This window comes from Pelagimonas sp. (assembly GCF_050633425.1).
GTDB lineage: Bacteria > Pseudomonadota > Alphaproteobacteria > Rhodobacterales > Rhodobacteraceae > Pelagimonas.
Window position 1 is genome coordinate 15,983 of record NZ_JBOEGM010000029.1, and the last position, 21,848, is coordinate 37,830.

The following is a 21,848-nucleotide window of genomic DNA, read 5'->3' on the forward strand; positions in this document are numbered from 1 at the left end:
TTTGAACTTCCTTTGAGGATACCCTAGATGACGACCTCTCCCAAGATCACCTTTATCGGCGCGGGTTCGACCGTGTTTATGCGCAATATCGTGGGCGACCTGTTGCAACGCGACGCGCTGAAAAATGCTCATATCGCTCTCATGGACATTAATCCGACACGGCTCGCGGAATCCGAGGCGGTGGTGGGTAAAATGGTATCGACCTTGAAAGCTGGTGCTCAGATCACCACGCACCTCAACCAGCGCGACGCTTTGGACGGCGCGCATTTTGTCGTCGTTGCGTTCCAAATCGGTGGCTATGATCCTTGCACCATCACTGATTTTGACGTGCCTAAGGAATTTGGCCTCCGTCAGACCATCGCAGATACGCTAGGGGTGGGCGGTATCATGCGGGGTCTGCGCACCGTGCCTCACCTTTGGTCGATCTGTGATGACATGCTCGAGGTTTGCCCCGATGCGACCATGCTGCAATATGTGAACCCGATGGCGATCAACACTTGGGCGATTGCAAAGAAATACCCCCAAATCAAACAGGTTGGTCTGTGCCATTCGGTGCAAGGGACCGCCAAAGAGCTGGCGCGTGATCTGGAGATCCCGGTTGGCGACATCCGCTATGAATGCGCCGGTATCAATCACATCGCGTTCTTCACCAAATTCGAAGGCCGCCAGCCCGATGGCAGCTATCGCGATCTGTATCCGGCCCTCTTGGAGGGATATCGCTCTGGCAGCATGCCAAAGCCAAACGACGAAAACCCACGATGCCCCAACCTCGTGCGATACGAGATGATGACGCGTCTGGGCTATTTCGTGACCGAAAGCTCCGAACATTTCGCGGAATATACGCCGTGGTTCATCAAGGAAGGCCGCGAAGATATCATCGAAAAGTTCCAGATTCCGCTGGATGAATACCCCAAGCGCTGTGTCGAGCAGATCGCAAATTGGGACGAAGAACGCGCCAAGCTGGAAACCTCGGACACGATTGAGATTGCAGAAAGCCATGAATATGCCTCTGAGATTGTCAACGCGATCTGGACAGGCACCCCTGCGGTGATCCATGGCAACGTCGCCAATCGCGGCTTGATTTCCAACCTGCCCGATGGCTGCGCCGTTGAGGTCGCCTGTCTTGTCGACAAAAATGGCGTCCAACCCACGGCTGTCGGGGCTTTGCCGCCGCAATTGGCCGCCGTGATGCAATCGAACGTCACAGTCCAGGGGCTGGTGGTCGAGGCACTCATGGCCGAAGATCCGCAATACATTTACCACGCGGCCATGATGGACCCCCATACTGGAGCCGAACTTGACCTCGACCAGATTTGGGCTCTCGTTGATCGCTTGCGCGAAGCCCATGGCGAATGGTTGCCAGAATGGGCACGCTTACAGGGCGCATCAAAGGTTGCCTGAGTGACGCAAGACACAGCACATATCGCAGTCGTCGGGGGTGGCACAGCTGGTTGGCTGGCCGCCCTTGTGCTTCGAAAAAACGATCCAAAGGTGCGAATTTCGGTCATTGAAGCCCCGGACATTCCCACCGTTGGCGTCGGTGAAGGCTCGACTGCGGTGTTGCGTCAAGTCATGCGGGAACTGGGGATCGACGAGGCGGATTTCCTGCGGGAGACCGGCGCGACCTTTAAGTTTGGCATTTTCCATCAAGGGTGGCGGGCTGACGGCGGCAGTTATTTCGGCCCCATCGACGATCCCAACGCGCTTGCTCCGCCGCCGCCGGGGGCACCAAGCAATTGGCTGCATCAATCCCAAATTGCAGCTGGGAAACCCATCGCACCGCTCCATTTGTTCACGGCGCTCATGCGGGCCGGCAAGTCACCCTATGCACGCAAACCTGGCGGTGATCAGATCGCGCTGAGCCCGTTTGATTATGCCTACCATTTTGATCAAGCTCGGCTGGGTCGGTTTCTGGCCACCCGAGCAATCGGCATTGACCACATCCGCGCAGAAGTCACCGCTCCGATCCGCGACACAGAAACGGGTCACATCACGCATCTTGCGCTCAAAAGCGCACCCGATCTGCCCGTCGATCTCGTTATCGACTGTACTGGATTTCGCCGCGCGATCATCGGGAAGATGGGCGCGGGCTGGACATCCTACAAGGATTTCCTGCCCCTCAACAAAGCAATGCCTTTCTGGCTGCCCCACCTGCCTGACAAGGAAATTTCCCCCTACACACTGGCCCGCGCGCTTGGGTCCGGCTGGATGTGGGGCATCCCGGTCGCCGACCGTGTGGGTTGCGGTTATGTGTTCTCCGACGCCCATCTGACGACCGAGGCCGCGCAAGCCGAAGTCGAAGCGGCGCTAGGCCACCCAATTGATCCGCGCGGCGTCTTGTCAATTGATCCTGGTCGGCTGGATGACGCCTGGGTTGGGAATTGCATCGCCATCGGGTTGGCGCAAAGTTTCCTGGAGCCGCTTGAGGCGACTTCGATCCACGGAAGCCTTGTGCAAATCCTACTTTTGACAAAAATCGGGCTGGATCAAATCATGGGCCCGCAGGCCGCCACGCACCGCGACCGCTACAATGCCACGGCGCGGTGCCAGATTGACGACTTTGCCCAATTCATCAACCTGCACTATGCAGGCGGACGCACAGACACAGCATTTTGGCGCGATATGACGGGCTCAGGGTTGTCCGACATCTCGAAAGACAGGCTGACCTATTGGCAGGAAAACCCCTTGCTGGCGCGGGATTTTCCTAGCTTTCCAGGCGGTTTGCCCCATGTGGAAGAGCAGCTTTATTTGCCAGTTCTCGACGGACTTGGTTTGCTGCCGCGCGCTCCGGCGAAAGCCATACAGGCCACCGCTCAACAGCGTATGGCCGCGCGAAAAACTCGCGAAAAAATGGTCCGCGAATTCCGTTCAGCAATGATCGCAGCGATTGGGCATCGTAAATACCTCCAGCAGATTTCCATAAGGTGATGGAATTGTTGTACAAAGGGTGACTTGCAAATCGGATGTGATGATCACAGCCGGCCCCCAGAGTTTGGCGTTCATACCTCGGCGTCGCCCAAAGGAATTCCCCGAAAACGCCAACCAAGTGCCACAATAGGCTGCAAGTAATTCGGCAAACGGGCAGCTCATGCCCGAGTTCTGGAGAGCACGACTGATGATCACAAAAGGTGTCGCCGCGTTAATCGCAATAGTCGCATTTTTCATCATTTTCCGCGGCTTGATAAAGAGGGCCTCCGACACCCGAACTCAGGCTGTGACCAAGCAAAAAGCGTCACTGGGATCGAGAAATGGAAGTCGCAAGGACCCTGCTCACTCCAAGGATGAAAAGACCGGCGCGGATTATGTTGACGAATACCAAGCCTTGTCCGGTGCCGCAGATCGCGCCAAAGAAATCCCCGGCTGGGCACTGCTTTTGCACTCTCCATTTAACCCTCCTGCCAACCCCACGTCTTGGATTGGGGGTAGGCCCCATGCTCCCGAGGAGTTTACTTGGCCATCAACCACCAAGGGGGTACGCCAACATTTTTTGGCTCAAATCGATCTTTCGACATTGTCCAATACAGGTAACAACGGCCTTCCCAGCGCAGGTGCGCTACTGGTTTTCTTTTCGTATCAGTGGACAAACGACGCCCCGGATCACGTTTACACGTGCCGCATTCTCAGTGCAGACGAGATGAAAAAGGCGCGTCCTGTTCCAGTGCCCGACGATTTGGACACATTGGACAAGACCATGGGTTTCTTCCATCCCGAACAAACCTTTATCAAAAGAGGCGTTGATCTGGTGCCTTTCCAGGATGATCGCTCTTCGCCACCCGCAGGCATTCCGAACAACTTTACCAGCCCCGAGCGCTGGATAAGCAACTGGGGGATCGCCTTGGCAGACGTCGAAATTACTCTGCAGCGACTGCAACACTGTGTTGAACCGTTGCTTGCGGACAAGGGCCAAAAGCATCTCGCAGATCTCAACGCACGGTTCAAGAAGATGCCTCAGGCAAAATATCTGTTAAGCGACATCGCAAATACAAAAGCACTTGCCAGCCAAGGGCCAGAAATGCTCGAAGCGCTGACTGCTTGGCGTGATCTGGCCCGGTCCAGACCGGCAAATGCCCCAATTGATCTCAACGCACTCAAAGCGCTATTCGCCAAAAGAACAGCACTGGCGGAACAGATGAAACCGGGTATCGCAGCTGTCCTCAAGGAAGGCGCGCACGAGGACTTATGGCGTCAAGTACAACAAGATACGCTGGACAATCTAGGCACCGAAACGGCCGACCCCGAGTGGGAAATCTATCGTAACTTCGTTGATCAAAAAGCCACAGGCTGGCGTGGGCACCGGCTCTTTGGCATCGAACCTCCCTTTGACAACAATTGGGAAGATCTCCGTGGCCATGATTGCCTGATCAGCATCAAAGAAGACGCCCTTCTGGGCACCCTGTGCGAACATTTCTATGGCGTCTCAATCTGGTGCCCGCGTGACGACATGGCAAATGGAAAACTGGAGGGCGGTCAGGTTGTGCGGCATTGTGCGGTCTAAACCGGTTCTTGTTCTGCGCATCAAAGCGGGCCTTTGATCCACTTTTGCGACGGCGAAGGCGCGGTAGCAACCGCGTTGGATGAACAACGACATTCGTTGACCCTGCATTTGGGGAACCTCAAGGCGTAAAAACCGCCTCTCGCAGGTCGAGATCACCGCTCAGGCGCATGACACGCGCGCTTCAGAGTTGTTTCACGGGGCCCGATAAAGCCATAGCGCCTTTCACAATCCGGCTGAAGGCTTCGCGGTTTGAAAGCAATATGGTAGCCGATCGGTATGAGCAGTTGCCTCCCTACCAAGTACACGACCAGGATCGGGTATTCACACAACACGGTGCTAAAGCGCGTTTTTCTTGTGTTCATTCATGGGATGCTCCCTTCGCTCTGTAAAACGACCGAGCCCGATCATCAGGCGTAAAACGCAGCTCAATTTACGTTAAATACTGTTTTTCAACACATAAACGGCGCCGAAACCACCAAACTGTTGTTCTGAACGTCAGCGACTATCGCCTTTGGTCGCATCTTGTGACTGATCCCATTCCACCATCTTATCTTCGAAGTCCTGCGCGATATTCTCGACCATAATTTCCGCAAATTGGGTTTTCAACAGCGCTTCGGCTTTGGCAAAAGTTGCACCAATTCGCGCATCAACAGCCTGTTCTACAAAGCATTCCGGGTTATCACTGCCTGGGCCAATGTTAAAAATTGGAGGTGCTCCAATTGCTTCGTATACGTCTAGTAGCGAAATCTGTGTCAGCGGCTTTTTGAGCTGCCAACCTCCGTTTTGCCCCCTCTCTGCCGTCACGATATCAGCTTTTTTTAAACCCGAGAGCATTCGACGCACCACCACTGGATTGGTGCCCAGCATCTTGGAAATCTGATCCGATGTCGGTCGTTCAATATGTCGATCCATGTGAATCAGAACATGGAGCAGACGAGACATTCGGGTATCGCGCGGCATGGCGGTCCTCACTTTGTTCTCCGATGACCTTAGCACGCCCTGCATTTTGTAACAATCAATGTTCTTGACTTGTGTTGATCGAAACAATAGAGAACTTTTAAAGTTACCTACTTAATTTCCGTCACATGTTGCGCGCAAAAAGGTCGCAACAAATCGACATTTGCCAAACCTGTGCACAATGGAAAAAGGAACGCCAAATGACGATTGGCTTTGCCAGAAACGCCTCGTTTTTCGCAGGCTTGGGATTTTCATGCCGGCGAAACCCAGAAAACCCGCGCGTTCTGACCTCTTGGACCAACAGGCAGAGCCATACCGGCCGCAGACCTTCAGATGATGACTATCGTTGGCTCACGATGTGCGCCGCAGGTGGCTTTGGGAGGTTTTCAAATCGCCAAAAGGGAACAGAGTTCGCGGACAAATCTTTGCTGACTTGGGTCACGAAGTTGGGTCGCAGCCACACCAGTTTGGGCGTTGCAAGAAATACCCTAGACCGCCTGACCGTAGCGCAAACTATCCAGCTCGGTGCAGACCAAGTGGAAATCTCGAGGCCGCTGTGCTCGCGCTTGTTGTCCCAAAGCAAATTCTTGAACGTCCGCAAGTCCAATGACCGGAACGGTCCGTCAGAAGAAAATATAAGCATTATCAGCGTCTTGATGCACATTTTGCCACCAACATGCGCGGTTTTGCCAACTTTTATCACTAACGACCGTCCCCGGAGAGGATCATGACACATCTCACGACAGACGCGGCAAGAACGCAGAAGCGGCACTGGTATGCGGCAGGTTTCTTGTTCATCGCAGCTTTCATCAACCTGCTCGACACGACAATCGTCAATTTGGCCTTGCCGGCCATACAGACGGAATTTGGTGCAACGGACACCGCGATGCAGTGGGTTCTGGTGATCTATGTTCTGGCTTTTGCAGCCGGTTTGTTGCCGTTTGGCCGTTTTGGCGATGCCATTGGACGGCGCAAGTTGTTCCTGTGTGGCATTGTCGGATTCGTCACCACTTCATTGGTGTGTGGCGTGGCACCAAATATGGAAACTCTGATCGTTGCGCGGTTATTGAAAGGGATGTGTGCGGCAATCATGCTGCCTCAAGTTCTCGCGATAATCCACGCCACTTTTCCCAACGACCTGAAAGGTAAAGCGATTGGATACTTTGGGATGGTCAGTGGTCTTGGGGCCTTGGCTGGGCCACTGATTGGCGGACCACTGATCGCGGCGGACCTGTTTGGGCTTGGTTGGCGCATGATCTTTCTGATCAACCTGCCGCTTGGCGTGATCTCCTTCGTCGGAGTCTCTGCTTATGTTTCAAGGGATTTGAAGACACGAAAACAGAGCTCTGACTGGTTTGGCGCAGGCCTATTTGCGACAGGTTCAGTTGCTTTACTCTATCCTTTGATCGAGGGGCGCAGCTCGGGCTGGCCGTTAGAGCTACTGGCTTTGTTTTTCGTGTCCGTTTTGCTGTTTGCGGTGTTTTGGCAGCGTCAGAAGAAATTGGCCACGAACAACGAAATGCAATTGGTGCCGGTAAAACTGCTTAGCAACGGCAGGTTTCTATCGGGTCTCATCATCACAAATTGTCTTTTCATTGGTGTTGCAGGACCGATTGTGGTGCTGGCCATCACGCTACAGAGCGGATTAGGTTTTTCGGCAGCTGAAGCAGGACTCGTCTTAGCGGCGCACCCGCTTGCCGCGATGTTTACCTCCCTGGCGACAGGCCAAATGAGCCCGCGATACCTACAATGGCGTATCCTATTTGGGTTTGTGGCGCTGCTCGTTGGAATGATTTCGCTGAGGGGGATTGTCCCCTTTTCTGGGGGACCGTTAACACTTTGGGGGCCGCTTTTTCTGATTGGGGCCGGTGTTGGCTCTGCCAACGTTGCGCTGTTTCAATCCGTTTTGCGCACCGTTGAGCCAAGTGATGCCGGGGCCGGCTCTGGTGCCCTGCAAGCGCTCCAACAGATTGGGATTGCCGTTAGCATCGCCATCGTGGGCCAGATCTTTTTTTCATCCCTGACACAAGAAAATAACGCTGAACACTATGTTGCGGCCCTTCAAAAATCGTTGCTGCTGCCGATTGCAATTTACGCCGGGCTTACCTTTGCGACCCTGCGCACCCTTATAAAAGAGGACAGTAAACATGATGCCTGATGTAACAAACCAAACGGCCGAGGAATTTTGGCAAGAAATCTATGACCGCGCCTCATCCGAGTCGTCGGGGCGGCCGTCTCAAATTCTGGAAACCTTTGCCAAGGATCGTCCAACCGGCCAAGCGCTTGATCTAGGCTGTGCGAAAGGCGACGATGCAGTTTGGCTGGCCAAAAACGGTTGGCAGAGCCTAGGTGTCGATATTGCCGCTGCTGCGATCAAAATTTCAACGCAGAATGCGTCGCGCAATGGTGTCGCCGACAGGGCGCGTTTTGAACGACATGATTTGTCAAAGAGCTTTCCTGTCGGAACCTTCGACCTCGTTTCAGGCATGTTTCTTCAAACACCTTTCCGTTTCCCCCGACGCACTATTATGCAGCGGGCTGCCCAAGCGGTCCGTCCAAACGGCCTGTTATTGATGGCGACCCATCAGACATTGGCCCCTTGGTCCTGGAGCGATCCAGATACCAACCACCCCGACGCGCTGGCGCGGCTCGCGGACATGCAGCTGGACCCTCGGGACTGGCGTCAGATCCATGTCGGGCCAATTGAACGCATTGCCGTGGGCAAAGACGGCCAAAGCGCAACCGTGGTGGATGCCGTTGTTGCACTAGAACGCCTGTAGCCCTGCAAATCTATCTCTTGACCCCAAGGACACACGCTATGACAGCTTTCACATCCAAAACCTTGTTTGCCTCGGCACTCTTGGTCTCACTCGCGACCTCTTCTTTGATCGCCAAAGAGAACCGGCTACCCCACCAACACATCAAACCGGAAACCGCGGATCTCGTTGAGCGTCTCAAAGCGGGTGGGTATGTTCTCGTTGTGCGTCACGAGCGGACAAATGCCTTCACACCTGACGACAAAGCGTTTCAGGTCGAAAACTGCGCTAGTCAACGCAATCTGTCCGTTGCCGGACATGCCAACGCGATTGAGAATGGCGCGGTCATACGTTTTCTGGACATCCCCATCGGAGATGTCCTTGCCAGCCCAATGTGCCGGACACTCGAAACCGGCCGCCTGATGTTTGGCCACGTTGAGAGCAACGACACGCTGTTTGGATGGGGCGCAGATCCTGAAAAGGTCCGCCAAGGTTTCACATCGCTTATACTCGAAAATGCTGGCACTGATAAAAATACCGCGCTGGTCACGCATCTGGGCACGTATTCCTTTGTCCTGGGCGGGCATCTTGCCGAAGGTGACACCGCGGTCTTTGGTGTTTCCGACGGCGCTCCACTCTTCCTGGGAACCATTCCTGCCAACGGGTGGAATGACGCCATCATCGATGCGTCAATCGCTTCGGAACATCACAAGACCGACAATCATGGCCATACTCACAATTGACAGGTGAAATCACACAACCAGTCACGCAAAGCCTGCTCCGCCCCACTGGTGCGGGCTTGTTTGACATCAAACAGGTGTCATTGCGGTCACGTCCTTGAAGTGCCAGTGGAACGTTGCTGCAAACCTATAACAAGGCAGGGTTGTCCGTATCGCACGCATGTCGGGTATTACGTTCAGCTGTTTGATCTGAGAAGACCAATCTGCCAATCGGCACCTGTTTTAAATATGCCCTGACGTGCAGGGGCCGCTAACCGAGCCGCCGGTAATCGGGATAAACCACCGATGACCAGCGCGCCGGGCGTCCATTTCACGGATCGAACCGAGGTTCACCAAAAGATGGAATGCGAATTCAAGCTGTTTTGCGTTCATCTGCCTTCCTTGAAAGAACGTAGTGCAAAACGATCACGGCTAGTCCAGCGCAGATGCCAAACCACATAACGGGTTCGGTTTTCCACATGATCAGGACGGCCAGACCAAGGCGTGCCGCAATTTCTACAGACCCGATCGGGCCACGGTCATACCGCGCCAAGGCCGATGCCACGAGGTACAGCGCTAGGATCAATCGAGCAGATAGCATCGTTAGCGCAGCAATATCGACCTCACCGCTATAGCCTTCGATCAGGGCTTTGGCACCTGACTCGTCGGTAATTGTGACCGCTTCGGGGATCAGCAACAGTTCGGGGTACCATGCAAAAATGAAGGGGATTGTGAACATCACAATACCCACGCGCACGGCCGCAACGCCGGTGCGCATCGGCTCGGCTCCGGTGATCGAAGCTGCCGCAAAGGCGGCGACCGCCACGGGCGGTGTGATCGCCGAGGCCACGGCAAAGTAGAAGACGAACATATGCGCGGTGAAAAAGCTGACGCCTAGGTTGGCGAGCAATGGGCCAAGCAACAAGGCAACGTTCACATAGGCCGGAACTGTCGGCATCCCCATGCCGAGCAGGATCGCGCAGAGCATCGCACAGGTCAGGGCCAGCATCAGATAAACGCCCCCGACGATCTGTAGCTCAAAGCCCAACAGCCGGATGCTTTGAGCCTGTTCCAGCCACGAGGTCACGGCGCGGGTCAATTCCCCAGTCAGACCGCTTTCGTTCAGAAAGGCGGAAATGATCGACACCGCAAAAAGCAACAGGAACAGTTTTGAAATAAGCAGTCCCCCATCAGCCAGTGATGCCAATATCTTGGAGGGTTTGGCGCGGGTTTCAGGATCAAGCAGCAGCAGCGGAATCAAAACCGCAACGGCCCACCAACCGGCGGAGACAGCATCCCCCGTGGAATTGATGATCGTGCGCGTCACCGCTTCGGGCATGATTGCCCCGATCAACCCGCTGCCGCTGGCGTCTTTGCTGCCCAGAAGAAGGAACAAAATGGTGAGGATCGGCATCACGATGATGATCAGGTTCAGCCAGTCCTGACGCGTCATTACGAGGTCTTCGGGAACCTCACCGACAGCCACGACGCGCTCACGGCGCGCTTGGAACATCACCGCAAGAAAGATCGAGAAGAAAAAGAACATCGCTGGCAGGAAGGCCGCAGTGATGACTTTGGTGTAGGGCACCGCCGTCAGCGCCACGAGCACAAACGCCGCGACTCCCATGACCGGCGGCATGATCTGCCCACCCGAGGAGGCCGCAGCTTCGACTCCGCCAGCAAATTCCTTTGAAAAGCCGTTGCGCCGCATCATCGGGATCGTCAGCCGCCCCGTTGACAGCACATTGGTGACCGGCCCGCCGGTGATTGTGCCAAACATCGCCGAGGAAACGATAGCCGCATGGGCCGGTCCACCGCGCAGGTTGCGCGTTGCGCGCACGGCGAGCTTGATCAGAGATGTACCCCCTGCCGACGTGCCAAACAGTGCCCCGAGAACCACATAGGGAAAGACCTGATTGATCACAATATCCATGAAACGGCCCATAAACCCGTCGGGCGTGACAAAGACGTTTGTGGCTTTCTGGATCGCTGCTTCGGTGACATCTCCGCCATCAGCCCCCAGTTTGGTCAGTAGGAAATTGTTGTCCGACAGATCGAAGATCCAGATCAGCGTCGTGCCAACAGTATAGAGGACCACCACACTGGCAACGGCCACCAATGGCAGCCCCCAGACACGGATGTTGTAAAGAAAGAACAGAGTGATAATCGTGAACAAAAGAGGAATGATCCAGACCCCAAAGCGGGCCTGACAGGCGGGCACCTCGGCATCAAAGGACATACCGGGGATAACACCGGCAGAGCGTTCGGCCGCGTCCTGAATAAGGCGGGCTCTTTCGCCTGTGATTTGGTCGATCAGGCAGATGGAATCGATTTCGACGAGGTACCCAAAGGCCGCCAAAAAGGCCGCGAGTAACAGCCCCGCATCCAGCAGAAACCCGAGCCACGCCAAATGGGGCTTCTCCATCCGCCACGCCCGATAGACCGAGGCATCCAGTGCCACAATCGTCATCATCAACAGGAATATCGGGGGGTAGAAATATTCGGGCGGAAAGTTTGACACCCTGAAAAACGGCCGACCCGTCAGATCGCGCGCCAAGTCCTGAAGGCCTGGTATTTCGGGCATGGTGTTCAACATGCCAAAGAAAACCAAAATCAAGGCGAGGAACACGGCGATACGCCGCCCAATTGGAAGGTTGTGCGGTTGCGACGTCACGGATCGATCCTCCTTTGGGGAAAGGCCATAGGTCTGGCCTTTCCGCTATTAGGTCTTAAGGGCGCAGACAGTCGGCGACGCTATGGCCGGCCTCTTCGAAGGCACGGATTGCTCCGTTGTGCATCTTAATCTGCACAGCCCCGCAGGCCCCTTGTGACACACCGTCGATGTCGCCAAAGCTCAGCATGGAGAACGGACCGCGCGGCGACCCTTCGATAAAGCGCTGCTCACCGTCGAGGTAGGCCTTCGTGATCTGATAAGCGAGATCGTCGTCCATCGACGCATTCACGATCTGGCCAAAGGCCGTTGCGAAGCTGTCAAAGGTATCGTCGTCGGTGACAATGGTGATGTCATTGCCCGCATAGGCCGCCCGGAACGCCTCAACCGGAACTGAATATGGCGCATGGCCAGGTGCCGCGAGAATTTGCTGGCCCAATTTACTGGCCAGAAGGTCAGAGGGGACGTCGTGCATGGTAATCCCGCCTGCGGCTGCGATTGCGATCTCGCGACCGGAAGGCAGACCTTCGGGGATGGTCCAGGCATCTGCACCACCGCCAGTGATGCTAGACACGGTATCAGGCCAAGCTGTCTGGATGCCTTCGTAACCCTCACCGTCCTTTGCGCCGGACAACAGTTGGATCATCGCACGACCCGAAGTCAGCGCTGCACCGCGTGGCGGGCCGTTCCAGATACGCAATCCATCGAGCGACCGGATGTCTTCAACTGGATTATTGTTGTAGTATGCGAATATCTGGGCTGAGCCAGAGTTCCAGAACAGCACGCGCAAGTTGCTTGCCATTTCAGCGCCGTCTTCAGGCCCGACACCGCTATAGGGGCCGATGCCCCGTGACAGAAGAAACGGCAGGATCAAAGGCGCTGGCGCCATGTCCAGCCGCCCTTGGGCAACGGCTTGAACCGAATTGGTCAGTGTCGCGCCTTCGGTGATCTGCACCGTGGCAACCCCCGCGCTATCAAGGATCGCTGCCAATGTCGTGTCGATGTAATGGGGCGTTGACCCTGGTGTGGTGGTTTCTGCGGTCAGGGTCGCCTGAGCAGATGCCGCCAGTGGAGCAAGCGCAACAGCCACACCAAAAATTACAGTTTTGATCATGATATCCTCCCTTGATCCCGCACCTTCCTCCAAAGACGCGCAGGCCAAGACAAGCTGGCCCACGCTTAGGCTTGCAGAAATTATATGACTTGTCACGTAAATTATTTTGCCCATTATGGGACCGGAGGGAGGACAGCCAATGACGGAACATCCAAAAGTGGACGCCGAGCAAATACGGGCCCGCATGGAGCGGGAAGGTTTCAACATTTTTGGGCGACTGCCAGCCGTCTACGCCGCGTCCCGCACCCAAAGCCGTAACTTCCTTGAAATCGCCGGTGGTTTGTCAGTTGTGGAATGGCGAACGCTTTGGGATTTGGCAGAGGCCGGACCTCTGACAATACGCGACCTTGCTGCGATCCAGCGCGCCGATCATTCCCTGATCAGCCGTGCCCTGCCCGATATGCGCAAAAAAGGCTATGTTACGATGCACAAAGACGCACGAGATGGCCGCCAAACCGTTGTCGCCCTGACCGAATCCGGCCGCGCGGCCTATGACCGTGCCGCCCCTGTCATGGCCCAACGTCGCGCGGCGCTGAGAGAGTTTTTCTCCCAAGATGAAATTCATGCCTTTGCTGGGCTTCTTGACCGGCTGGAAGATTTTTTGCGAATCCCGACAACCGAACTTCTGGCGAGACGAAAAGCAGACGAGGACACGCAATGACTGATCGGCCCAACGTTTTGTGGATCATGGCAGACCAGCTCCGGTTCGATTACCTAAGCTGCTATGGGCATCCGCATTTGCAGACCCCCCACATAGATGCATTGGCCGCCCGTGGCGTGCGCTTTACCAATGCCTATGTACAATCACCCGTCTGCGGCCCGTCGCGGATGTCGGCTTATACGGGGCGCTATGTTCGCAGCCACGGATCGACATGGAACGGCATGCCTTTGCGTGTCGGAGAGCCGACGTTAGGCGACCATTTGCGCGAAGTTGGCGCGCGCGCCGTGCTCGTGGGCAAAACCCACATGACGGCTGACGCAGAAGGCATGGCGTGGCTTGGCATTGATCCCGCCAGTGAGATCGGTGTGCGTGTGTCTGAATGTGGTTTCGAGCCTTTCGAGCGTGACGACGGCCTTCACCCCGACAGCGCGCGGCAAAGCTGGTCCGCCTACGACGATTATCTGGTGTCGCAAGGCTATAAATCTGACAACCCTTGGGAAGATTTTGCTAACTCGGGCGTCGGAGAAGACGGCGATTTGCTGTCAGCGTGGCTTTTGAAGAACTCCCGCTTGGCGGCGAATGTCCCCGAAGAGCATTCGGAAACCGCCTACATGACCGATCGCGCCATCGCCTTCATGCAAGAAGCCAAGGCGGACGGGCGGCCGTGGATGTGTCATCTTTCCTATATCAAGCCACATTGGCCCTACATCGTGCCCGCACCCTATCATGATATGTATGACGAAAGTCATATCGTGCCGCCGATCCGGTCTTTGGCAGAGCATGACACCGACCATCCCTTGATGCAGGCCTACCTTAGGGCGCGGGTTTGCCAAAGCTTCGCGCGTGACGACGTCCGCGAACATGTGGTCCCTGCTTATATGGGGCTCATCAAACAGCTCGACGACAATCTGGGGCGCCTGTTTGCGTGGATGGATGAAGCGGGCCTCAGTGACAATACGATCATCGCCGTTACCTCGGACCACGGCGACTACATGGGCGACCATTGGATGGGGGATAAGGATTTCTATCACGAGATGGCTGTAAAAGTACCGCTGATCATCGCCGATCCACGCCTGGACGCTGAGACGACACGTGGGCTTGTGTCCGATGCGCTTGTCGAAATGATCGACTTGGCTCCGACTTTTATGAACGCGCTTGGCTGCCCATCCAAACCCCATGTGATCGAAGGGCGCGACCTGACGCCGATCTTACATGAGACAGAGGGGTTTTCACGCAGCTATGCCATCAGTCAGCATGACTATCATTGGTCTGATATGGCCCGCCTGCTGGACCAACCGCAAGAACATGCCCACACAACGATGATCTTTGATGGGCGCTGGAAATACATCCGCTGTGAAGGCTTCCGGCCAGTTTTGTTTGACCTTCAGTCCGATCCCCACGAACTGACCGATTTAGGAGCATCACAAGAGGCAGAGCACACTGCTGTCTGCACCCGTATGGAAGCGGCTCTGCTTGATTGGGCCACGCGTCATCACACGCGGATCACAGCAACACCTGCTGTCTTGGCACGACAGAAAAAAGCAGCCGAAGGGGGTATTTTGATCGGTTTCTGGGATGAGCAGGAATACGAAGACACCACTGGTATCGCGTTTGACGACCTAAAACCTGTCGGGCGGCCTTAGAGTGGTCGCGATCTCTTGGCGTTGACAATTATTGCCTAGAAACAAGGATACGATCTATTCCCCAACTGCGCAGCAAATTCGGATAGCCCGCCCATATTGACCAGGCATTTCTCATGGGTATTCGCCGTGACGCGCAAAACTGACAGCCCCTGATGACCGGTCTCCGACCCCCATTTCACAAAGCGGCCCTTAGCTTCGGTACCAAAAATTGGTCGAATGGGCAGCTTGCGGTCATCAGAGGCCAATTGATACTTGGCAACTTATGGAAGGCGAACAGCGAGTGCCCTTCGCCAGTCAACTAGATGTCGATCCTCTCAGCGATGCCTGGGCTCCGAAAACTGGGCACTGATATTTTATGGCCAATACGCAGTTGTACAGCCCGCAAATTCCCGGTTTTCAGATAAATCCCAGCCGCATTTGTCTTGCGAATTGACGACGTGCAGTAGCCACTTGGTTCTAAACCAATTGCGCCGATTCAACCATATTGGCCTGTCGAAAAGTGGGACAGTCATGGAACCGACCGGGAAAGACACCGGGAAAGACGAAGCAACCTCGGAACCTTTCAGGACGTCTGACCCAGTTGGCAACGGAGGCTCACGTGTATACCAGCGCCCAAATTTGAGCCGGGTAGACACGCCCTAATCACCCTGCCCAGCACGAAGTTAACGGATTTTTGAAACCACGACACAGGCAAAAGGCGGGCGCATTACCGGCCTAGGGGCTGGGGCTGTCAAAAACCGTTAGATTGCAATCGATGACAAGCGCATGAAGGTCATGCCAAAAACCAAAAATGGATGGTTGGAGATCTGGAACGCTAAACCCAAAGCCTGCGGACAAAAACCGTTAGACCAGACCGACCGGGATCACAGCCAAATTTGGCGTCTCGAGTTGCGCTTGGGCCAAAAGTAGCTGCGCGACAGGTTTGAGACGCACAGTTGGCACGATACGCTTGGGGACGCTTCAAGCGACGCCTTGGGATGGCTCGGAACAGCTTCGCTACCGTGTCCCGACCAGTGACAGCAATCGCGCACGTCGGCCATCCTATGAGCATTGGCAGCTGTTTTCAGACGTCGTTGGGAATGACCTTGCCGCCAACTCCAGCGTCCTCCGACCTAACGAAGCGATCTACGCCGACAAGACAGCCAAGATGCGCGAGCTGGATCGGCATATTTTGAGCCTGTTTGTCAGCCGAATTGCGATTTCGGATATTTTGGCAGAAGCCTTTGCCATCGTTATCGAAAATCATATAGGCGCTTTGCAATGGTACAACGAAAAATACCCGAAGACGCCAGAGGAACGGTTAAAAAAGTCTAGCGAGTGCTATCGTTGGACTTGAGGATAGGGCGGAACCGGTCAGTACACCACCGTAACGAAACATTCCGAAATGGCTGCAGTTTGGGGCGCAAGAAATTAACGAACCGGCGAAATACGGGATGAGTGCCCGTCGAAGTTACCGGCCTGACTGGTCTCGATGCCAGAGCGAACTGCGATTTCAAAGTGTCGCAGCGGCGCGGCTGGCTTGGTCGTAGTGGCCGGACAATGCACGTAGCATGCGAGCCAGTTCGCGCAGTTCTGCGCCGCTCATTTCCGCAGGCGATAGACCGTTCAATAGACACTGCCGCCGCACATCGCGGTAGGCTTCGCACAGCGCGACCCCATCCTCCGACGTGCGATAAAACACTTCCTTGCCTCTCTTTTCCGAAACCAGCAATCCAGCCTTGAGCAATTTGCGCAGGGCATAGTTCACCGTATGGCTGTCTTCGATATTCAGCAGGAAACTGATGTCAGAGAGCCGTTTGTCCCTGTCCCGATGGTTGACGTTATGCAGGATCAGAATTTCGAGGGGGCTGAGGTCGGGGTGGCCCGCTGCGGCCATGCAGCGCGTAACCCATCGCGAAAAGGCGTTGAACCCAACGATCAAGCCGAACTCGAGCTCTGATAGCTCCCAGCCGCCGCCTTCCGCCAGATGGCGGGAGGAGACGATTCGACGATCAGCGGGGGGCTTGTCAGTCATTTTTAGCTCTCTTCTTGCGCAATTCGCTGATATTTTCCGCTTATGATGTCAATATTTTCCCGACATTTCAATAGTCACCACCGATTTCGACATCCCACAATTATAAAACGTTGACGAAATGTAAACGTAATGCAAGCCTAACGTCATCCAACAAAGCAGGGAGAGCACAATGCTCATTTCACGAATTATTGGCGGAGCAACCGCCGCTCTTGCAGGTCTGACCATCGGAGCACAGGCTGAAACCTGGGACATGCCAACACCTTACCCAGACGCGACCTTCCACACGGCCAACATCACCGAATTTGCCGCTGATGTAGCCGCTGCCACAGATGGCGCGCTCGAAATCAAAGTTCATTCGGCGGCATCGCTCTTTAAACACCCCGAAATCAGCAGGGCTGTGCGTAGCGGTCAGGTGCCCATTGGAGAATTTTTCCTGTCGCTTCTGGCCAATGAAGACCCGGCTTTCGGTGCCGATTCGCTGCCGTTCCTCGCGACAAACTACGAAGATGCAGAACGGCTTTGGGCAGCGCAGAAAGATGCTATTTCTGAGCTTCTGGACGAGCAGGGCATGATGGTGCTTTATTCGGTGCCATGGCCGCCACAGGGGCTTTATACCACTGGTGAAATCAATTCGGTCGAAGACCTCGCAGGGCTGAAGTTCCGCACCTATAATGCGACCCTCGAAGAATTCGCAAACCTTGCTGGTGCCGCGCCGACGCAAGTTGAAAATCCGGATATTCCGCAGGCCTTCAGCACCGGACGTGTTGAGGCAATGATCACCTCCTCCTCGACTGGTGTGAACTCTAAGGCTTGGGACTTCCTGACCCATTACACCGACATTCAGGCTTGGATCCCCAAAAACGTCGTGGTGGTAAACACTCGTTCTTTCCGCCGACTGGACGACACCACACAGACAGCCGTTCTTGAAGCCGCCGCCGCCGCAGAAGCCCGCGGCTGGGAAATGAGCCGTGCCGAAACCGAGGCACAAACAGCGGTTCTGGCTGAAAACGGCATCATCGTCGTAGAGCCGTCAGAGGAACTGATGACAGGGCTGCGCGAGATTGGTGCGCAAATGCTGGAAAACTGGACCGCCAAAGCAGGTGACGCCGGTGCCGCACTTCTGAGCGCCTACGAGCAGTAACCCCGCTAGGTTGGGCGCACCACCGCGCCCGACCTAACTCACACTTGACCTGTAAGGAGGCAGTCATGCGGCAAGCCTTGAACACTCTCTACCGATTGGCCGGCGGACTCGCCGCGTCTTTCATTGTCGCCATCGTGGCCATAGTCTTCGTACAGGTTTGCTTTAACCTGGCGGACAAGGTCGCCGCAGCCATCACCGGAACCGGCCTTGGGCTGACGATCCCGTCTTATGCGGATTTCACCGGCTTTTTTCTGGCTGCTTCTACCTTTCTTGCGCTGGCCTATGCGCTACGGGAAGGCGGGCATATCCGCGTAACGCTCTTGCTCGGCCGCCTGCCCACGCCTGTGCAGCGCCGCGTTGAAATTATCGTCGTCGCTATTGCCTTGGCGATGAGCGCCTTTGCAAGTTGGTATATCATCCTGCTTGTCCATGAATCTTTTGAGTACGGTGACCGGTCGTCTGGCATGGTCTCTGTTCCGCTTTGGTTGCCGCAACTGCCTGTCGCGTTTGGCCTAATCATTCTCACCATTGCCTTGCTCGACGAACTGGTCGGCCTTTTGCGCGGTCTTCCTGCGTCTTGGGACGGCAAGGGCGAAAACTTGCTGAGCGAATAGGAGCCTAAGCCATGTCTGTTGCCGTCCTTTCGATTATTCTAATAGTCCTGCTTTTTGCCTTCCTCGGTGCGGGGCTTTGGGTTGCCTTTTCACTGCTGGGGGTGGGCATTGCCGCGATGGTGCTGTTCAGCAATGCGCCCTTGGGCCTTGTCATGGCCACGACCATGTGGGGTCATTCAAATTCTTGGGCTTTGGCCGCGCTGCCGCTGTTCATCTGGATGGGTGAAATCCTGTTCCGGTCGCGCCTCAGCGATGACATGTTCACCGGCCTTTCGCCATGGATGAACCGCCTGCCAGGCCAGCTGTTACATGTTAACGTTTTCGCCTGCGGGATCTTCGCTGCTGTGTCAGGATCGTCGGCGGCAACGGCCGCTACGATCGGCAAACTTTCGATCCCCGAACTTTCGCAACGCGGTTATCCTGAAAAATTGGTCATCGGGACGCTGGCCGGATCGGCGACGCTCGGCCTGCTGATCCCGCCATCGATCATCCTGATCGTTTACGGCGTGGCGACAGAGCAATCCATCGCGCGGTTGTTTATTGCGGGCGTCTTGCCCGGCTTGCTGCTCGTGACCCTATTCGTCGGATATGTCGCCATCTGGGCGATGATGAACCGCGACAGTCTCCCTATGGAAGATATCTCAGTCACCTTCCGTGAGAAACTACGTCGTTCCCGTCGTTTGCTTCCGGTAATATTGTTGATCGGCGGGGTGATCGGCTCGATCTATGCTGGCATCGCCTCGCCCACGGATGCCGCCGCCGTCGGGGTTGTGCTGGCGCTGATCCTGTCATGGAGTTCCGGCACGCTGACCCGCGCAAGCTTTGTTGACGGCTTGATGGGCGCAACTGTAACGTCCTGCATGATCGGTTTCATCCTTGCGGGCGCGTCTTTCCTGACCGTGGCGATGGGCTTTACCGGCATCCCCCGTATCCTTGCCGAATGGATCGGCGGGCTTGGTCTGTCGACCTTTACCCTATTGGCTGCGCTGACTTTGTTCTTCGTGATCCTTGGCTGTTTCCTTGACGGGATTTCGGTCGTGGTACTAACCGCCTCGGTCATCATGCCGATGGTGCAGCAGGCCGGAATTGATCCGCTGTGGTTTGGCATCTTTCTGGTGATCGTTGTTGAGATGAGCCAGATCACCCCGCCGGTCGGTTTCAACCTCTTCGTGCTACAATCCCTGACGGGGCGCGATATTCTGACAGTTGCCCATGCCGCGCTTCCGTTCTTCTTTTTGATGATCGTCGCGTTGGTTCTTATCGTGATCTTCCCATCAATCGTGACCTACCTGCCGGAGCAGATGTGACCCACCCCTCCCCTGAATTCCCCATGATCCGCACCGGAGGTGTGGACGGTCTTCTTGTCAGCTTTGGCGACAGATTAAGCGAACCTGCCAACCGTGCCGCGCTTGCTTTTCGTGTCGCTGTTGAGGCCGAAGGCTGGGACGCGATTGAAGAAACATCATCGACGCTTGTGTCCTGCTTTATCCGCTTTGATCCCTTGCGCCTGACCCATGATGTTTTGAAGGCGAAGGTTGAAACCTTGGCCAAGGGACGCAACTGGTTCGACGTGGCCTTGCCCACAGGGCGGCGGTTCTGGCGCATTCCAACGGTTTATGGCACAGAAATGGCCCCGCAACTTGCGCAGGCCGCAGCCGCTGCGGGGATGAGCGAGGCCGAAGCAGCCACATCTTTATCGGACGCGCGCGTGCGTGTGCAGGCGCTCGGTTTCGCGCCCGGTCAACCCTATCTCGGTGAATTGCCGCAAGCGTGGGATATTCCCCGCCAAAGCCAATTGACGGACCGTGTCCCGCAAGGTGCGCTGGTCGTAGCGATCCGACAACTCGTGCTGTTTGGCGTTTCTGCGCCAACCGGCTGGCAGCACGTCGGACAAACGGCAATCAACCTGTTCCAACCCAAGGCAGACGAACCAATCCTTTTACGGCCCGGTGACGAGGTGCAATTCGTTGCTACGGATGCCGCATCATTGAACAACATGCGCAGCGATCCCAACGGCGGCGCAACCTTCGAGACAATCAAATGAACGCCCAACTGACGATATTGCGCGCCGGTCCCAGCATGACATTGCAGGATATGGGGCGCCCCGGCCATCTGGCGCTTGGCCTGTCGCGTGGCGGGGCAGCAGATAGGCTGGCGCTGGCCGAAGGCGCAGCGTTGCTGGGTCAGCCAGCCAATACTCTCGCGTTGGAAATGGCAGCGTTGGGTGGGGAATTTCAGGCCAGCGAGGACGTTCGTATCGCACTGACGGGCGCGCCTATGCGGGCTACAATCGACGGCGAGACAGTGGTCTGGAACGCGTCGCACAAGCTATCTGCTGGTGCACACTTGTCCATCGGTGCCGCCACAGCGGGCTGCTATGGCTATCTGCATGTGGGGGGTGGATTTTGTGCAGACCCTTTTTTGGGGGCCGCGTCCACACACCTTGCCGTCGGCATCGGCGCATTGTTACAGGATGGCGAAACGCTAAACATTGGCTCTGACAAGCGGCGTGAAACAAACTTGATGATTGAACCCGAAGATCGCTTTCACGGCGGAGCGGTTCGCCTCACCCCCAGTTTTCAAACCGATCTATTTGGAAAGGCCGAGATAGACCGTCTCCAAGCCGAACCGCTGCGCCGTGCCGCGCGGGCAAACCGCATGGGAGTCGCCTTGACCCCTCAAGGCGGGGGATATCACGTCGAGGGCGGGCGCAACGTGGTGTCTGAAATCGTCATGCCCGGCGACATCCAAATCACCGGCGATGGCGTGCCCTTTGTGTTGATGGTCGAATGCCAAACCACCGGCGGCTACCCTAGGATCGGAACTGTTCTGCCCTGCGACCTGCCACGCGTGGCACAGGCGCCTGCAGGGGCCGAGCTTCGGTTTCGCTTTGTCGATCTTGAAGAGGCCGTGGCGTTGGAGCGCACAGAAACCAAACGGCTTACTGAGCTGCGCAAACACTGTCGCCCATTGATCCGCGACCCGCACCAAATGCGCGATCTGCTGTCATACAATCTGATCGGCGGAATGATCGCCGGCAACGAAGACTTTGAAGGACTATAG

General features: G+C 55.9%; 19 protein-coding genes. 14 read left to right on the forward strand and 5 right to left on the reverse strand.

Translation table 11 applies throughout. The annotated features are described in order from the left end of the window. Positions 1–27: 27 nt before the first annotated feature. The 3 genes from ACRBB0_RS22240 to ACRBB0_RS22250 all read left to right on the forward strand — a co-directional run bounded on the left by ACRBB0_RS22240 (position 28) and on the right by ACRBB0_RS22250 (position 4,495). Positions 28–1,401 (forward strand): alpha-glucosidase/alpha-galactosidase, encoded by a 1,374-nt coding sequence (locus ACRBB0_RS22240; protein WP_431376668.1) that lies wholly within the window; start codon positions 28–30, stop codon positions 1,399–1,401. Next, positions 1,402–2,928 carry a tryptophan 7-halogenase gene (locus ACRBB0_RS22245; protein ID WP_431376669.1) on the forward strand — a complete coding sequence of 509 codons (1,527 nt, stop codon included), beginning with the start codon at positions 1,402–1,404 and terminating at the stop codon, positions 2,926–2,928. It abuts the gene before it with no gap. A gap of 187 nt (positions 2,929–3,115) precedes the next feature. Further along, positions 3,116–4,495 carry a DUF1963 domain-containing protein gene (locus ACRBB0_RS22250; RefSeq protein WP_431376670.1) on the forward strand — a complete coding sequence of 460 codons (1,380 nt, stop codon included), beginning with the start codon at positions 3,116–3,118 and terminating at the stop codon, positions 4,493–4,495. A 495-nt stretch (positions 4,496–4,990) separates the two neighbouring features. Here ACRBB0_RS22250 and ACRBB0_RS22255 read toward each other — a convergent pair whose 3' ends face one another. Further along, the gene (locus ACRBB0_RS22255; RefSeq protein WP_431376671.1) at positions 4,991–5,455 is read right to left on the reverse strand and encodes an RrF2 family transcriptional regulator; all 465 of its coding nucleotides are present in this window, start codon (positions 5,453–5,455) and stop codon (positions 4,991–4,993) included. A gap of 724 nt (positions 5,456–6,179) precedes the next feature. Here ACRBB0_RS22255 and ACRBB0_RS22260 point away from each other — a divergent pair. The 3 genes from ACRBB0_RS22260 to ACRBB0_RS22270 are packed head-to-tail and all read left to right on the forward strand — an operon-like array spanning position 6,180 to position 8,951. Further along, positions 6,180–7,610, forward strand: a complete 1,431-nt coding sequence (locus ACRBB0_RS22260; RefSeq protein ID WP_431376672.1) for an MFS transporter — start codon at positions 6,180–6,182, stop codon at positions 7,608–7,610. After that, positions 7,600–8,232, forward strand: coding sequence for an SAM-dependent methyltransferase (locus tag ACRBB0_RS22265; RefSeq protein ID WP_431376673.1), 633 nt, complete (start codon positions 7,600–7,602; stop codon positions 8,230–8,232). Before ACRBB0_RS22260 ends, ACRBB0_RS22265 begins: the two co-directional genes overlap by 11 nt. Before the next feature lie 38 nt (positions 8,233–8,270). Beyond that, positions 8,271–8,951, forward strand: a complete 681-nt coding sequence (locus tag ACRBB0_RS22270; RefSeq protein ID WP_431376674.1) for a hypothetical protein — start codon at positions 8,271–8,273, stop codon at positions 8,949–8,951. 219 nt (positions 8,952–9,170) lie between these two features. Here ACRBB0_RS22270 and ACRBB0_RS22275 read toward each other — a convergent pair whose 3' ends face one another. Genes ACRBB0_RS22275 through ACRBB0_RS22285 form a run of 3 tightly spaced genes read right to left on the reverse strand, consistent with a single transcriptional unit; the run spans position 9,171 to position 12,712 of the window. After that, positions 9,171–9,320 (reverse strand): hypothetical protein, encoded by a 150-nt coding sequence (locus tag ACRBB0_RS22275; protein ID WP_431376675.1) that lies wholly within the window; start codon positions 9,318–9,320, stop codon positions 9,171–9,173. Continuing rightward, entirely contained in the window at positions 9,301–11,601 is a 2,301-nt protein-coding gene (locus tag ACRBB0_RS22280) for a TRAP transporter permease (RefSeq protein WP_431376676.1), read from the reverse strand. The genes ACRBB0_RS22275 and ACRBB0_RS22280 overlap by 20 nt, the downstream gene beginning before the upstream one ends. A 55-nt stretch (positions 11,602–11,656) precedes the next feature. After that, complete coding sequence (locus ACRBB0_RS22285; protein WP_431376677.1) at positions 11,657–12,712, reverse strand: TAXI family TRAP transporter solute-binding subunit; 1,056 nt, start codon at positions 12,710–12,712, stop codon at positions 11,657–11,659. Between the two features lie 139 nt (positions 12,713–12,851). On the opposite strand from ACRBB0_RS22285, the gene ACRBB0_RS22290 reads away from it, so the two are divergent. From ACRBB0_RS22290 to ACRBB0_RS22300, 3 genes are all read left to right on the forward strand, one after another. After that, complete coding sequence (locus ACRBB0_RS22290; protein ID WP_431376678.1) at positions 12,852–13,373, forward strand: MarR family winged helix-turn-helix transcriptional regulator; 522 nt, start codon at positions 12,852–12,854, stop codon at positions 13,371–13,373. Further along, a complete protein-coding gene (locus ACRBB0_RS22295) occupies positions 13,370–15,016 on the forward strand; it encodes a sulfatase-like hydrolase/transferase (protein ID WP_431376679.1) in 1,647 nt (548 codons plus the stop codon). The genes ACRBB0_RS22290 and ACRBB0_RS22295 overlap by 4 nt, the downstream gene beginning before the upstream one ends. 922 nt (positions 15,017–15,938) lie before the next feature. Then, positions 15,939–16,352 (forward strand): hypothetical protein, encoded by a 414-nt coding sequence (locus ACRBB0_RS22300; RefSeq protein WP_431376680.1) that lies wholly within the window; start codon positions 15,939–15,941, stop codon positions 16,350–16,352. 156 nt (positions 16,353–16,508) lie between these two features. On the opposite strand, the gene ACRBB0_RS22305 is transcribed toward ACRBB0_RS22300, so the two are convergent. Then, a complete protein-coding gene (locus ACRBB0_RS22305; RefSeq protein WP_431376681.1) occupies positions 16,509–17,030 on the reverse strand; it encodes a winged helix DNA-binding protein in 522 nt (173 codons plus the stop codon). Positions 17,031–17,199: 169 nt separating this feature from the next. On the opposite strand from ACRBB0_RS22305, the gene ACRBB0_RS22310 reads away from it, so the two are divergent. The 5 genes from ACRBB0_RS22310 to ACRBB0_RS22330 all read left to right on the forward strand — a co-directional run bounded on the left by ACRBB0_RS22310 (position 17,200) and on the right by ACRBB0_RS22330 (position 21,848). Continuing rightward, entirely contained in the window at positions 17,200–18,171 is a 972-nt protein-coding gene (locus tag ACRBB0_RS22310) for a TRAP transporter substrate-binding protein (RefSeq protein ID WP_431376682.1), read from the forward strand. 65 nt (positions 18,172–18,236) lie between these two features. Beyond that, entirely contained in the window at positions 18,237–18,785 is a 549-nt protein-coding gene (locus ACRBB0_RS22315; protein ID WP_431376683.1) for a TRAP transporter small permease, read from the forward strand. An 11-nt stretch (positions 18,786–18,796) separates the two neighbouring features. Further along, positions 18,797–20,092 (forward strand): TRAP transporter large permease, encoded by a 1,296-nt coding sequence (locus ACRBB0_RS22320; protein WP_431376684.1) that lies wholly within the window; start codon positions 18,797–18,799, stop codon positions 20,090–20,092. Positions 20,093–20,115: 23 nt separating this feature from the next. Further along, positions 20,116–20,829: a 5-oxoprolinase subunit B family protein gene (locus ACRBB0_RS22325; protein ID WP_431376695.1), complete on the forward strand. Its 714-nt coding sequence runs from the start codon at positions 20,116–20,118 to the stop codon at positions 20,827–20,829. Beyond that, positions 20,826–21,848, forward strand: coding sequence for a biotin-dependent carboxyltransferase family protein (locus ACRBB0_RS22330; protein WP_431376685.1), 1,023 nt, complete (start codon positions 20,826–20,828; stop codon positions 21,846–21,848). The genes ACRBB0_RS22325 and ACRBB0_RS22330 overlap by 4 nt, the downstream gene beginning before the upstream one ends.

Excerpts from the sequence above, each read along its gene's own strand:
- ACRBB0_RS22315 (WP_431376683.1), top strand. The coding sequence starts at position 18,237 with ATGCGGCAAGCCTTGAACACTCTCTACCGATTGGCCGGCGGACTCGCC.
- ACRBB0_RS22255 (WP_431376671.1), bottom strand. The coding sequence starts at position 5,455 with ATGCCGCGCGATACCCGAATGTCTCGTCTGCTCCATGTTCTGATTCAC.
- ACRBB0_RS22285 (WP_431376677.1), bottom strand. The coding sequence starts at position 12,712 with ATGATCAAAACTGTAATTTTTGGTGTGGCTGTTGCGCTTGCTCCACTG.
- ACRBB0_RS22295 (WP_431376679.1), top strand. The coding sequence starts at position 13,370 with ATGACTGATCGGCCCAACGTTTTGTGGATCATGGCAGACCAGCTCCGG.
- ACRBB0_RS22290 (WP_431376678.1), top strand. The coding sequence starts at position 12,852 with ATGACGGAACATCCAAAAGTGGACGCCGAGCAAATACGGGCCCGCATG.
- ACRBB0_RS22325 (WP_431376695.1), top strand. The coding sequence starts at position 20,116 with ATGATCCGCACCGGAGGTGTGGACGGTCTTCTTGTCAGCTTTGGCGAC.
- ACRBB0_RS22240 (WP_431376668.1), top strand. The coding sequence starts at position 28 with ATGACGACCTCTCCCAAGATCACCTTTATCGGCGCGGGTTCGACCGTG.
- ACRBB0_RS22270 (WP_431376674.1), top strand. The coding sequence starts at position 8,271 with ATGACAGCTTTCACATCCAAAACCTTGTTTGCCTCGGCACTCTTGGTC.
- ACRBB0_RS22310 (WP_431376682.1), top strand. The coding sequence starts at position 17,200 with ATGCTCATTTCACGAATTATTGGCGGAGCAACCGCCGCTCTTGCAGGT.
- ACRBB0_RS22265 (WP_431376673.1), top strand. The coding sequence starts at position 7,600 with ATGATGCCTGATGTAACAAACCAAACGGCCGAGGAATTTTGGCAAGAA.
- ACRBB0_RS22260 (WP_431376672.1), top strand. The coding sequence starts at position 6,180 with ATGACACATCTCACGACAGACGCGGCAAGAACGCAGAAGCGGCACTGG.
- ACRBB0_RS22320 (WP_431376684.1), top strand. The coding sequence starts at position 18,797 with ATGTCTGTTGCCGTCCTTTCGATTATTCTAATAGTCCTGCTTTTTGCC.
- ACRBB0_RS22250 (WP_431376670.1), top strand. The coding sequence starts at position 3,116 with ATGATCACAAAAGGTGTCGCCGCGTTAATCGCAATAGTCGCATTTTTC.
- ACRBB0_RS22305 (WP_431376681.1), bottom strand. The coding sequence starts at position 17,030 with ATGACTGACAAGCCCCCCGCTGATCGTCGAATCGTCTCCTCCCGCCAT.
- ACRBB0_RS22275 (WP_431376675.1), bottom strand. The coding sequence starts at position 9,320 with ATGAACGCAAAACAGCTTGAATTCGCATTCCATCTTTTGGTGAACCTC.
- ACRBB0_RS22330 (WP_431376685.1), top strand. The coding sequence starts at position 20,826 with ATGAACGCCCAACTGACGATATTGCGCGCCGGTCCCAGCATGACATTG.